Annotated in this window: 12 protein-coding genes; 2 read left to right on the top strand and 10 right to left on the bottom strand. The window is 61.2% G+C overall.

What is annotated here, in order from left to right:
* Positions 1–43: 43 nt before the first annotated feature.
* Positions 44–382, bottom strand: coding sequence for a TraR/DksA family transcriptional regulator (locus tag AB4874_RS02090; protein ID WP_295536800.1), 339 nt, complete (start codon positions 380–382; stop codon positions 44–46).
* A gap of 211 nt (positions 383–593) precedes the next feature.
* Between AB4874_RS02090 and AB4874_RS02085 the strand changes: the two genes are divergently transcribed.
* Both AB4874_RS02085 and AB4874_RS02080 read left to right on the top strand, forming a co-directional pair.
* Positions 594–1,019, top strand: coding sequence for a YeeE/YedE family protein (locus AB4874_RS02085; RefSeq protein ID WP_295536799.1), 426 nt, complete (start codon positions 594–596; stop codon positions 1,017–1,019).
* Complete coding sequence (locus AB4874_RS02080) at positions 1,019–1,528, top strand: DUF6691 family protein (RefSeq protein WP_366929961.1); 510 nt, start codon at positions 1,019–1,021, stop codon at positions 1,526–1,528. Before AB4874_RS02085 ends, AB4874_RS02080 begins: the two co-directional genes overlap by 1 nt.
* Before the next feature lie 7 nt (positions 1,529–1,535).
* On the opposite strand, the gene AB4874_RS02075 is transcribed toward AB4874_RS02080, so the two are convergent.
* From AB4874_RS02075 to soxA, 9 genes are all read right to left on the bottom strand, one after another.
* Complete coding sequence (locus AB4874_RS02075; protein ID WP_368390751.1) at positions 1,536–2,756, bottom strand: FliM/FliN family flagellar motor switch protein; 1,221 nt, start codon at positions 2,754–2,756, stop codon at positions 1,536–1,538.
* A 55-nt stretch (positions 2,757–2,811) separates the two neighbouring features.
* A complete protein-coding gene (locus AB4874_RS02070; protein ID WP_368390750.1) occupies positions 2,812–5,511 on the bottom strand; it encodes an ATP-binding protein in 2,700 nt (899 codons plus the stop codon).
* Between the two features lies 1 nt (position 5,512).
* Positions 5,513–5,806, bottom strand: a complete 294-nt coding sequence (locus tag AB4874_RS02065; RefSeq protein WP_295536796.1) for a hypothetical protein — start codon at positions 5,804–5,806, stop codon at positions 5,513–5,515.
* On the bottom strand, positions 5,806–6,204 hold the full coding sequence (locus tag AB4874_RS02060) for a response regulator transcription factor (protein ID WP_368390749.1): 399 nt from the start codon (positions 6,202–6,204) through the stop codon (positions 5,806–5,808). The genes AB4874_RS02065 and AB4874_RS02060 overlap by 1 nt, the downstream gene beginning before the upstream one ends.
* A 348-nt stretch (positions 6,205–6,552) precedes the next feature.
* Positions 6,553–7,812 (bottom strand): glycerate kinase type-2 family protein, encoded by a 1,260-nt coding sequence (locus tag AB4874_RS02055; RefSeq protein WP_368390748.1) that lies wholly within the window; start codon positions 7,810–7,812, stop codon positions 6,553–6,555.
* A 192-nt stretch (positions 7,813–8,004) separates the two neighbouring features.
* The gene (locus AB4874_RS02050) at positions 8,005–9,138 is read right to left on the bottom strand and encodes a c-type cytochrome (protein ID WP_368390747.1); all 1,134 of its coding nucleotides are present in this window, start codon (positions 9,136–9,138) and stop codon (positions 8,005–8,007) included.
* Positions 9,119–10,414, bottom strand: coding sequence for a sulfite dehydrogenase (gene soxC / locus AB4874_RS02045; protein WP_295536789.1), 1,296 nt, complete (start codon positions 10,412–10,414; stop codon positions 9,119–9,121). The genes AB4874_RS02050 and soxC overlap by 20 nt, the downstream gene beginning before the upstream one ends.
* A gap of 58 nt (positions 10,415–10,472) precedes the next feature.
* Positions 10,473–12,164: a thiosulfohydrolase SoxB gene (soxB, locus tag AB4874_RS02040; protein WP_368390746.1), complete on the bottom strand. Its 1,692-nt coding sequence runs from the start codon at positions 12,162–12,164 to the stop codon at positions 10,473–10,475.
* A gap of 154 nt (positions 12,165–12,318) precedes the next feature.
* Positions 12,319–13,179, bottom strand: a complete 861-nt coding sequence (gene soxA / locus AB4874_RS02035; protein ID WP_295536785.1) for a sulfur oxidation c-type cytochrome SoxA — start codon at positions 13,177–13,179, stop codon at positions 12,319–12,321.
* Positions 13,180–13,272: the final 93 nt, after the last annotated feature.

Raw genomic sequence — 13,272 nt, 5'->3', positions numbered from 1 at the left:
CTTGGGCGGGTTCCGGCCCCGCCACAATGCGCATCTCACAGGCTTATTGGGCCGGCTTTCTTGCCCCCGGCGCGTGCAGTCGGCAAAACGGGGTCGCGGGCAACAGGTCGAGACGCGCCTCGTCGATGCGCTCGCCACAGGTGACGCAAAACCCATATTCGCCCGCATCCAGACGGTTCAGCGCAGCCTCAATCACACGCAATTCCTGACGCGCTGCCATATCCAATTCGTCAAGCACCTCGTCATCTTCCTGCTTGCTCGCGGCGTCTTCCCAATCCTGCTCGACATGGCTGTCAAGCTCGGCATCAATCTCTTCGATCCGCTCCAGCAAGTGCATTTTGCGCTCTTCGATCTCAGCCCGGCGCAGTTTATCGCTTTTCATTCCGCATCCTCCATTTGCTCAACTACAGCACTGCGCGCCACATTGCTCAATGATGTACATCAACATATCAAAATACTTGCGTATGATCGCAAGCACGCCCTAACATACATCGACGCCGGGTTTGGGAGAACCCGTAGGTTTGGGAGAACCCGCAAGCTTGGGAGAGCAATGCGTTGTTCATATTATGCGTACAGAGCACGAGGGAGATCTCATGCATCAGGATTGGATTTGGGGGCTCGTCGGCGGTCTGATGATCGGCGCAGGGGCCGGAGTATTTCTATTAATTAACGGGCGCATCATGGGTGCGAGCGGCATTATTGGCGGGCTGATCGACGGTTCGGGGCGCGATACCGTGTCAGAACGCATCGCCTTTCTGGGCGGGCTCGTGGCCGTGCCGCCGCTTCTGGTGCCTTTGTATCGCAACGTCGACACCCATGTCAGCCATACGATCTGGGTGCTTATTCTGGCAGGGCTGCTGGTCGGAACGGGCACGCGAATCGCCAATGGCTGCACCTCGGGTCATGGCGTGTGCGGGATCTCGCGTTTCTCGCTGCGCGGCATTGTTGCGACTGCGTTTTACCTGCTTGGCGGGGCGCTCTCGCTGGTCGTCTTTCGCCACATACTGGGAGTGATCTGATGCGCAATTTCTTTGCCTTCCTCTCGGGCGGGCTGTTTGGCGCGGGGCTGCTGGTCGCGGGCATGGTCGATAGCGCCAAGGTGCAGGGATGGCTTGATATTTTTGGCAATTGGGACCCGACCTTGGCCTTCGTGATGGGCGGCGCGGTGGGCGTGATGTTCTTTGTCTGGATTTTCGCCAGCAAGCGCGAAAAATCGGTGCTCGGCTCTCCGATGCCCGGGCCTTTTCCCCGCCTTGTCGATCGCAATCTGGTTTTGGGATCTTTGCTGTTTGGTGCGGGTTGGGGACTGGCGGGGTTGTGCCCGGGTCCGGCAATGGGCTCGCTGAGTTTCAACGGCTGGGAAGGCTGGCTGTTTATCATCGCGATGGGGGTAGGCATGGCGCTGGCGCCGCGGGTCAAGGGCTGGTTATCAGTGTTTGATCGCTCGACGCTGGAAGTGCCGCCATGCGAAAACATTCCAGAGGAAGAGCGCGCCCTCGCCCGCGACAGTCGCGCCCCGGCACGCTGAGACGCCTTTAGAAACCCGATCCAATCTTGAGCGGCGGCAGGTCATCTGTCGCCGTTTCCGCTTCGGGCAAGGGGGCAAACCCACCCAGATCGGGCAGATCATCGGCTGCGCCAAAACCGCCCAACGCGTCAAGATCGACGCTGGCGTCGTCATCATAGGCCGTATTCATCGGGTCCCCCAAACCGCCCAAAGGCGCTTCGGGCAAACCGCTCGCCTCAAACGGGCTTGCCCCCACGCTCAGCGTATCGTCAGGCGCTTCGTGATCGGTTGCGGCGCGTTCAGCCCCCGTCAGACGCAATGCGCGATTGCCCCGACTTTGGCCAAGGCGCGCGAAAGACAGTTTGCGCCGCCCCTGCGCCTCAAGTGTGATCTGCTCGAGCGAATCAGCGGGCAGCGGCAGTTCCATCCCCGGTTTGAAATTCAAAACGGCCGAAAGCGGCAGGGTCATGCGATGCAACACCGCTGTCAGTTCCGCCGGCGTGCTCATCACCGTGCGCTCGATCTGCTCTTCCCAAGGTGGCACAAGAAGGGCGGCAAGGGTCTTATGCGCGCCCGCCTCGTCGCCCGTGCAAGCCACACTGGGGTCGCGTTTGAGATGCGCCCCCCGGCCCTTTTGCGGCACAGCCCATAAAAAGGCACCCTCGCGCTCGCCACTTTCGCCCAAGACAAACTGCACCGTCCAAACCCGGAACGTCACATCTTCCAGCAACAGGCCAAGCGGGCGGGGATCATCCAGATAAGAGGCATAACGAAACCCGCCCGCCCAAGAAATCGCATCATCTTCAATCAGCGAGGTTTCGATCGAGGTCAGCAGAGAATCGATGAAATCAACCGCCATCGCGGCATCAATACGCGTCGGCTTGCGCGGGCCGGGCGGGGTTTTGCTGAGCCGACCCATCGTTTGCATCTCGATCAAGGCCTGCAAAGTGGCGGGGGGCAACGCGATCAGCCCAAGTGCCTCCGATGGCCCCTCAATCAGCGCCAAAAGCGATAAATCCTCAAGCGTTTCAGGCAGATCAGCAAGGCTGCGTCGCGTTTCCTCAAGCGCGGTGACGCGCAACGGCAGGGTCAGCATATCCTGCGCCACCTTCGCCAAACCCGAGGAAATCGCGCGCTCGGCGGACATCACAGCGCCGTCCGCGACGGGACGCCCCGCCTCGGCCTTTTTGCGCAGCACCGATTTGCCCTGCTCTGGTGCCATACCCTCCATCCACTTGAAATCTGACATAGCCTTGCCTGAAACTTCGCAGATCAAGGTTTACAATTAGTATAAGTCCGGGGAGTTAGGTGGCGCTTGCGCTTCGCACGCCCTGACGGCGCAACGGCAGGCTGACGCGAAACGCAGCCCCCCCCTGACCGGGCAGATAATCAATTGTGCCGCCCAGATTGGCCATGATCTCACGACAAATCGCAAGGCCCAGCCCGGCGCTGCCCGCGCGGCTTTGATCGGTCAGACGGGCGAATTTTTCAAAGATCAGTTTTTGCGACTGCTTGGGAATGCCCGCGCCATTGTCGATAAAGTCGATCTGCACCCGTTTGCCCCGTTTCTTCACCTCGATACGCAGCACCGGGCGCTCTGCCTCGCAATATTTACGCGCATTGGAAATCAGGTTGATGAACACCTGCACCAGCCGGTCCGTATCGGTGAAGACGGGCATATGTTCGGTGGGGAAATCGCGCTCGATGCGAAAGGCGCGCTCGGGGCGCGAGGCCGAGGCCGCCTGTACCGCGCGATTGATCAGATCATGCAGGTTCATCACCGAAATATCGAGCTGCGCACGGCGGTTTTCCAGCACAGAAAGATCAAGCAAATCATCGAGTAGCCGGGTCAGGCGGCGCGCCTCTTCGTGAATGATTTCGCCATATTGGGCGCGCATGGTATCGGGCAGATCGGGCTCCATCAGGATCTCGGAAAACGCCCGGATCGAGGTCATGGGCGTGCGCAGCTCATGACTGATCTGGCTGAGAAACGCGTCCTTTTGCACCGACAGATCGCGTAGCTTGTCATTGGCCTCGCGCAGCGCACGCGCAACACGCGCCAGCTCGTCTGATTTCGCCTCAAGTCGGGCGGAATATTCCTTGGCCTCGGCCGTTTCGCCCGCCACCGCGATCAGGTCTTGCATGCTCACCGAGCTGCCCCCGGTCAGCTGCGCGATCATCGCATGCGCTGTCGCTGCGCCGACGGACCCGGCCATTTTGCGCTCTAGCCGGGCGGTGAACGCAGGCGTTGTATCAGGCAGGAAGCCCACCTTGCCTTGCGCTGCGGCCTGCGCCTGAAAGAAATGCTGCGCCTCTTGCGCCCCCAATATACGCTGTGACATCGACAGCAGGTCTTCGGCCTCGGCCCCGCCCTGCGCCCAAGACCGCGCGGCGGGGCTTTGGTCAAACACGTTTACAAAGGCCACGCCCTGCAGCCGCTCCATCGGGCCGGGGAAAGACGCCATCGAAAAGATCAGGAACGCCAAAGTGTTAAACAGCAAAGACCAAAACAGCGCATGCAAGATCGGGTCCAGCCCTTCAATGCCAAACAGCGCATGCGGGCGCAGCCAGCCAAGGCCAAGCGGCCCGGCATCCAGCACCGATTGCGGCAACAGACCCGCATCTCCGACCGAGGGCAGAAACAGCGTATAGCCCCAGATCGCAAAGCCGATCAGAAGCCCCGTCGTCGCCCCCACATGAGTCGCGCCACGCCAGAAGATCCCGCCCAGCAGCGCGGGCAAGACCTGCGCCGCGCCAACAAAGGCAATGAGACCGATCGAGGCCAGGGCCTCAGACCCGCCCGACAGGCGATAATAAATGTAGCCCATGCTCAGCACGCCGATGATCGAGAGCCGACGCGAGGCCAGCACCAGCCCGCGCACATCCCCCGCTTCGCGCGTGGCCGAGCGGCGCAGCGCCAGCCACAGCGGCGTCACGATATGGTTGCTTACCATCGTCGCCAGCGCGATGGCCGCCACGATCACCATCGACGTGGCCGAGGAAAACCCGCCCAAGAACGCCAGCAGCGCCAGCTTGTCCTGCCCTTGCGACAGCGGCAGCGTCAGCACGAACAGATCAGGGTTTGATCCTGCAGGCATACGTTCAAGACCCATCACCGCGATTGGCAACACGAACAGGCTCATCAGCATCAAATAGCCGGGGAACGCCCAGCTTGCAGTGGCCAGATGGCGCTCATCGACATTCTCGACGACAAGCACCTGAAACATCCGCGGCAAGGTCAGCACCGCCGCCGCAGAGACAAAGGTCAGCCCGGCAAACCGGCCCGGTTGCAACTGCCACTCCGATATCGGCGAGGCGTCGATGCGTGCGAGCATATCCATCGGCCCACCGCCCAAGCCCCAAACGACGAACACCCCGACCGCCACCAGCGCGACCAGCTTGACCACCGCCTCAAGGGCGATCGCAGTGACCACGCCATGATGGCGCTCATTCGCATCGAGATTGCGAGTGCCAAAAAGAATGGTAAACAGCGCCAGCCCGCCCGCGATCCACAAAGCCGTGGCGCCCTGATCGGGCAACGCCCAGCCTTCGGGCGCGCCCGAGGCGAAGACCCCGAAACTTAGCGTAACAGATTGTAATTGCAGCGCGATATAGGGCGTGGCGGCGGCCACCGACATCACCGTCACGATCACACCCAGCGTGTTGGATTTGCCATAACGGCTAGAGATCAGATCGGCGATCGAGGTCACCCGATGCGTGCGCCCGATCCGCACCAGCTTGCGCAGCACCCACCACCAGCCGATGAAAACCAGCGTCGGCCCCAGATAGATCGTAACGAATTCCAGCCCCGAGCGCGCCGCATAGCCCACCGCGCCGTAAAACGTCCAGGCCGTGCAATAGATCGACAGCGAGAGCGTATAAATCCACGGGCTGCGCAAGAATCGCAGGCGGTTGCGCCGCGCCCGTCGCTCGGCGAGAAACGCCACCCCGAACAGCACGATCACATAGCCTACACAGACCGCAACAAGGCTATTGAACCCCATGCTAGTCGGGCTCCTGTGCCGAAGGGCCACCCTCTTCGGGCATCTCCTCGGCATCCAGAACCGGGCTCAGCCCGCGCGCAATCAAAAAGGCGGCAAAGATCAGCGCGATCCAGACCGCAAACAGATACAGCCCACCGCGTCCGGTATCGGGGGTTAGGGTCTCGGCCGGGTGCCACAGGCCGGGCAGCGCGAACATCACCACGCCCAGCACCGGCAGCAACCTTGCCGCATCCATCAGACGACGCCGCCGATAGGACCGCCGGGCAAGGAATAACGGCTGACCCGGTTGCGGCATTACGCAGGCTCCCAATGCGCGCCAGCCCCGCCGCCCGTGATCGCCTCAAGATGGGCGAGCACATCGGAATTGGCAAAGGGTTTGGCCAGAAAAGCGGTTGCACCCGCGCGCTCGGCCGCATCGCGATCACGTCCCTGCCCGCGTGCGCTCAGCATCAAGACAGGCAGAGCGACAAGTGCCGGATCGGTGCGCATCGCGGCCAGAATTTCCAAACCCGAGCGCCCCGGCAGCATCAGATCAAGGATCACCGCATCGGGCGCTTGGGCGACGATCTGCGCCATCGCTTGCGCACCATCCGCAAGCACCGACACACCCCATCCCGCGCGAGACAGGATAAAGCGGATCGCCTCGGCGATATGGGGTTCATCCTCGATCAGCAGAACCTGGCGTTGCGGCATTGTCCCTCTCCCGGTCCGACTATCGCCACCGCGCCCAGCCCTGTCAAACGATTGCGCGCACGCGCGCGATGCACGGCCCGTTTACCACGCGTGCTCAGGCAGAAACGCGGCGCATAATCGCCTCATACCTGCCTTTTTCACGCCCCAATTCGCGGACAAAACCGACGCAACGATCCCAGATTAGGGTCAGGCATTTTGTTGGAGGACACTGCCATGTTCGGATTTGACACCATCGCCGTCACCATCATTACGATCGCTGCGCTGCGCGAAGTCCTCATCCGCCTGCTCCCCAGCCGAGACGTTTCAGCAAGCCACTGAACCCGCGATTACGCGCGCAGGCGGACCCGCTCAGCCGCGCGCCAGTATCGCAAGATCGGCCACATTCGTGCCCGTCGCCCCGGTCATCAACAACGCCCCGCCCGCCCGCAAGGCCCGGTAGGAATCGTTATTGGCCAATAGGGATTGAGGATCTTCGCCACCCGCCCGGATAGACTCGCATGTTTGCGGGTCCACCAGCCCTCCTGCGGCATCCGTCGGCCCATCGCGACCATCCGTCCCCCCGGACAAAAAGCACCACGGCCCCGACACGCCCGCTTGCTCGGCCAATAGCGCCACGCGCAACGCCAATTCCTGATTGCGCCCGCCCAAGCCGTCGCCCCGTAAGGTGACCGTGCTTTCGCCCCCGAAAGCCAGCGCGGTGCCCGGCGCCAGATCTGCCAGAAGCGCCACGATACGCGGCGCCAGATCGCCAACATCGCCACTCAGCGCAAAAGGGGCCGCCTGCGCGCCCGCTGCCAGCATCGCCGCAACCGATATCCCATTCGCCCCGATCAAACGGTTGCGCGCCTGCTGTCGATTACGCGTTGGCTCTGGCTGACCTAAATGGGTGCGCACCGATGCGGGCAACTGATCCCAGATCCCAAGATCGCGACACAGATCAGCGGCCTGCGCGCGGGTGCCAATTGGCGCAACTGTCGGCCCTGAGGCGATCACCGCCAGATCATCGCCGGGCACATCCGACAGGATCAACCCTGTCACCGGCGCGGCACTGGCTGCCAACCAGCCGCCCCCCTTGAGCCGCGACAGTTGCTGACGGATCAGGTTCATCTGCGCGATATCCGCCCCGCAGCCCAGCAAAAGGCGGCTCACCTCGGCCTTGTCAGACAGGCTCAACCCGTCCGACGGCGCGACCGCCAACGCCGAGCCACCGCCCGATATCAACGCCAGCACGCGGTCTTGCGGACCAAGACGGGCGAGCGCCTCAAGGATCGCGCGCCCCGCTGCTTGGCTGCCCGGCCCCGGCACCGGATGATCGCCCGCAATCAGTCTTGCGCCCGCAGGAGATTGCGCCCCTTGCGCATTCTCAGGATTGGTCACGATCAAGGCCGCCGTGTCGCTGGGCAACGCGGCCAAAGCCGCAGTTGCCATCGCCAAACCCGCCTTACCCAAGGCCACAACCTGCCAATGCCCACCCGGTCCCGGCGGGTCCGCGCGCGCCCAATCCATCGCCTCAGACACCGCGCGCGCCGGATCGGCCGCCGCCACCCCCGCCTCAAACATCGCGCGCACGCGCGCCTTCATCTCGTCGATCCCACCCTGCTCGCGCATATTGTCTCCCCTTCGCATTAGCTCAAATATCCTCGGGGGGCGGTGGGCTGCAAGCCCGACAAAGGGCACACGCCCCCAGCGCGCGGGCGAAATAGCGAAACGCCCGTGACAAGCACGGGCGTTTCAAACGGTAAGCAGAAGGCTTTTGCCAAGCGATGTAGCGAGGGCCAGACCCGGCCCCCGCGAGACCTTTTAACCACCTTGGCTTTCGATATAAGCCAACACTGCTTTCACATCGTCAGCTTTTTTCAGACCCGCGAAGGACATCTTGTTCTTCGGGATATAGCCTTTGGGATCAGCCAGATAGGCTTGCACAGTCTCTTCGTTCCAGACCAGACCGTCTTCGCCATGCTGCGTCATCGACTTCGAGTATTTGAAGCCATCCACAGTGCCCGCCTGACGCCCGATCAACCCGTTGAGAATCGGACCGACCTTGTTCTTGGCGCCCTCACCGACCTGGTGACAGGCCTTGCACTTTTTGAAGACCTTTTCGCCTGCCGCGACCAGCGCGGGATCGGCATCAAGCGTTTCTTCAGTGGCCGCGGGAGCAGCGGCAGCGCTTTCTTCGGCAGCAGCGGGGGCGTCTTGCGCCATCGCTTCGGCACTTGCCCCTTCGGTTGCAGCCGTCGCCGCAACCGTATCGGCAGGCGCATCCGCCGGCGTATCGGCAGCGGCGCTGTCATCCCCACCTTGATCGGGCGTGACGTTAAGAACGGTCGCCTTCATGGTGATATGCACGTCTTTCTTACAGTCCGACATGCACCCCGCTTTTGAAAACAGCGGGTATTCCGTCTCGGGGCGATCATCGACAATGAACCCGTCCGCATTGGGCATTTTCACGTCGAGGAAGTTTTCTTTGGTCAAGACGAAATCGTCAGCAACGAGATCGTTGGAGTAAAGAATATAGGCCACGATTGCATAGGTCTCATCGACCGACAGCGTTTGCGCATCCCCGAACGGCATCGAGCGGTGGGCATAGTCCCACACCGTCGAAAGATAGGGGAAATACGAGCCGACCGTCTTGACCGGGTCCTTGCGTGCCAGCGTGTCTGCACCGCCAGCCAGCTTGGGCCAGTTGTCCACACCTTCGGCGAAATCACCGTGACAGGCCGCGCATTTGTCAGAGAAAAGCGACTCCCCATCTGCGACCGAGCCAGACCCTTCGGGCAAGTTCTTGCCATCAGGGAAGACCTCAACCGTCCAAGCTTTCATTTCGGCGGGCAGTGCGGCACGGCCCAGATTATATGTCTCTGCCATCGCTGGCGCAGCCAGCAAAGGTGCTGCGAGCAAGGCTGCCAGAGTGAGATTACGACGACACTTCGACATTCTCAGACTCCCCGTTTTCTTTGACCCACCAAGTCTGGATCCCGTTGTTGTGATAGACCGAGTTCTCACCGCGGATCGCGCGCAGCGCGTCTTTGGTGGGCTGAACGTAGCCCGTGGCATCGGTGGCGCGCGATTGCAGCAGCATTTCCGAGCCATCCCAGTCGATGTCGAGGTAAAAGCGCGACATCGCCTTGTCGACGCCCGGCTCTGCCAGACGCGCTTCCTGCCAGTTTGCGCCACCGTCGATCGACACGTCGACCTTGGTGATAGCGCCCCGGCCCGACCACGCGATACCGGTGATAACCAGCGGGCCTTTGCCATGTTTGATCGGCATTTGCGGGCTCGGCGAGGTGACCACGGATTTCGCATCCATGACCCAGGTCCATTTGCGCGAGATACCGTTGGCCAGCGTGTCGGTGTATTTCGAGGTTTCCTCACGCGCCTGCACAGGCTCGTCGGTCACTTCGATGCGGCGCAGCCACTTCACCCACATGTTGCCTTCCCAACCGGGAACGACCAGACGCACCGGGTAGCCATGCTCTTTGCGCAGGGCTTCGCCATTGGCCTTGATCGCGACAAGACAGTCGTCCATCGCCTTTTCCAGCGGGATCGAGCGACCGTTCGAGGACGCATCCGCACCTTCGACATACAGCCATTTGCCTTCGGTCTGAACGCCAGCTTCTTCCAGCAACGTGCGCAGCGGAATGCCCGAATACTGCATGTTGTGGATCATGCCTTGGGTGAATTGCGCACCGTTGAGCTGCGCGCCCGCCCATTCCATGCCCGAGTTCGCCGCACATTCTAGGAAGTAAGTGCGGTTGACGCGCGGGAAACGCTCGAGATCTTCATAGGTGAAGACCAGCGGCTTATCGACAAGACCGTTGATCATCAGGCGGTAGTCTTCTTTCTTCAGCTCGATCGCGCCCGAGTGGTGACGCTCAAAGGCGCAACCCGTCGGGGTGATCGTGCCGTCCAAGGCGTGGATCGGCGTGAAGTTGATCGACGAAATCACATCAGCCGTCAGCCAGCCGACATTGCGCCGGATAACATCGCTTTCGAATTCAATCGGCAGCCCGTAAGGCGTGGCGTCAACACCGTCGCCCCAACCCTGAGCCCAGGATTGCACTTCGGTGATCAACGGATCGGGTTGCTGCTCTGCGCGCGCGGCACCTGCCCCCGCGACCAATGCCCCTGCTGCAGCCCCTGCCCGCAGAAATCCGCGGCGGCTGTAGCCGGTGCCAGTGGCCGGAGTGGCGTGGCGTTCCTTCTCGTCCATGTAGTCTCCTCCAGTCTCTTGCCCCAATCGGGGTTACGTCATCGGGTGCGGTTGGGGCTTAGGCGCCCGTCACCACTACCGATTCATTGGGCTTCAGATCGACGGTGCCGATCTTGCGGATATGGTCTGCGATCACGTCCCAGATTTGCGGCCCTTCGGTGCCCTCGTTGACCGAGGCCCAGCCCGTCACGACATAGCTGCGCGAGGGATCAATATCCGCGCCATCCTTAAGCGAGGTCATGTTCGAGATGCGCTGACCGATCGGCTTGGAGACATCAATATGATAGCCCATGCCGCCGATGCGCACCATGTCACCGCCCTGCTGGTAATAGGGGTCGGTGTTGAACAGGTTGTCGGCCACATCCTCGAGGATCGTCTTGATCGTCTCGCCGGTCATCTCGGTGCGGTAGGTCTCGCCATAGGTCATCGAGGTAACACCAAGGATGTCTTCCATCGTGATCTTGTCACCGGGCAGCAAGGACGGCCCCCAGCGCACGCCCGGGCTCATCGCGATTTCTGCATCCCGCTCGGACAACATCGCCTCACAGATCAGATCATCCCAAGTGCCGTTGAAGTTGCCGCGGCGATAGAGAAGGCTCGAGGTTTCGCCCACGACTTCCTCAAGCTCTTTCTTGAAGGGCTCTCGGGTTTTGGTGATCAGCGCAGCCATATCTTTGTCCGGCTCGATCACATCCGAGAAAATCGGGATCAGCTTGTGACGGAAGCCCATCATCTTGCCATCGCGCACGTCCAGATCGATGCGCGACACGAATTTCCCGTTCGACCCCGAAGCGATCATGATCGTCTCGCCGATCAGTACCGGCTCGGGGACGGCGTCATGGGTGTGACCGGTCAGGATCACGTCGATGCCCTTCACGCGGCCCGCCATTTTGCGGTCAACGTCAAAGCCGTTATGGCTGAGGCAGACGACCAGATCGACGCCCTTGGCACGCACCTCGTCGACCATCTCCTGCATCCGCTCTTCGCGAATACCAAACGAATAGTCGGGGAACATCCATTTCGGGTTGGCGATCGGCAGATAGGGGAAGGCCTGCCCGATCACCGCAATCTGGGTGCCGTTGCGTTCAAAGATTTTATAGGGCTCGTAAGCCGGTTCATCCCATTCCGCGTCAAAGATATTGGCGCCAAGGAACGGGAAGGGCAAGGTGTCGACGATCTCGTTCACGCGGTCTTCGCCATAGGTCCATTCCCAATGCGAGGTCATCGCATCGGTGCCAAGCTGGTTCATGATATCAACCATGTCCTGACCCTTGGTCTTGAGCGCAACCATCGAGCCGTGCCAGGTGTCGCCGCCATCCAGCACGATCGCCTCGGGACGCTCGGCGCGGATCGCGTTGACCACGGTGGCAACCCGATCCATGCCGCCCATCTTGCCGTAGGATTTGGCGAGATCGACATAGTTGTCATAGGTCAGCGCGTAAGCCTCGGGGCTGTCGGGCTTGATCTTGAACATCTCAAGAAAGTCTTTGCCCGTGACATGAGGCGGCTTGCCGCGCGCATCGCCCACGCCGAGGTTGATCTCGGGCTCGCGGAAATAGATCGGCATCGCTTGCGCGTGAATGTCGGTGATATGGATCAACGTGACATTGCCCAGCGGTTCAAACTGCAAAAGCTGGTCTTGCGTCATCGTCTGTTGTGCCATCGCGCGCGACCAGCGCGACAGGCCAGATGCACCAAGGATGGTCGAGGCAGCCAAGCTTGCCTGAAGAAATTCCCGCCGGGAAATCATGCTGTGTCTCTCCTTCATTTCCTCTTTCCGATGGACGGAAAAAGCATCGTCTCAAACCCAAAATTGACTAACAAATTCAAACAGATAGTGAAAATTGAATATGTTCTAAAGACGCACGCGGGACAAGGGAATCCCCTGCCCCGCGCGCCGTATTTTAGGGACGAACGCCAGCGCCTTCGATCTCAAGCCCGGTGCCGCGCGAGGCGACATATAGCTCAAGATTGTGGAACTCGGGCGAGCCCGGCTTGAAGGTTTCGCCGCGGGTGTCGCGGATACAGCCCTTAAAGCGGTTGTGGATCGAAACCACGCCCGCCGTTTTGAGGCGATACACCGGGAAGCCCGACGTCTGACCTTGGCTCAGGTGGTCGGCACGGATGTAGTTGCCATAGTTTTCTTCATGGCACGACGCGCAGGACAGCTCGAGCTGGCCGTAGCGGGTGTAATACATCTCTTTGCCTTTTTCCCAGAACGGGGCGGCGTCGCCGTCGATCTTGACGTTGACCGGCATGCCGCGCGACTGGACCGAGACCGCAACCGTCATGTTGTGCATCGGACCGCTGTCCCAACCCCAGGCTTCTGCGCCCATACGGTTGGTGCGGCAGTCGTTGATGTAGTCTTCCATCGACCACAGCTCGCCCTTGGCATTCACTTTGGGCATGGTGGCGCGTACGCCCTTCATGCCCTCTTCGATCTTGCCGTGGCAGGACGCGCAGGACTTGCCCTCGGAGCCGTCAACGACATTCCAGTTGTCCATGCCTTGTTCGCCAAAGACCATGACCGGATTGTCGAAATCGTCTTGCTCCATTGCGCGGGTATCGTCCGTGCGGAACAGCCAGCCGGAATAGACTTCGTCAAGGTGACCCTTGAGGAAATCGGCGGCAGGCGCCTTGGTAACGACCGGCGAATCGCCGTTGATGTTGAGTTCGTCATCCGCCATCTCGGCGCGCAAAGGCGCCGTGCACAGCGCCAAAATGGCGGTGGCGGCAAGGATGGTGCGGCTGGTGCGCAGCGTCATATCTCTGATCCTCCCTGGGTGACCTCTGCGCCCGTCGATCTCCCCATCGGGCGCAGAGTTATCCTTGGTTCGGGGCATTCCCTTAGCCCCCGT

Source organism: Thioclava arctica (assembly GCF_040892615.1).
In the GTDB taxonomy this organism is placed as follows: domain Bacteria; phylum Pseudomonadota; class Alphaproteobacteria; order Rhodobacterales; family Rhodobacteraceae; genus Thioclava; species Thioclava arctica.
The sequence above is the reverse complement of the archived record's forward strand: the minus strand, read 5'-3'. Positions and strand labels throughout refer to the sequence as shown.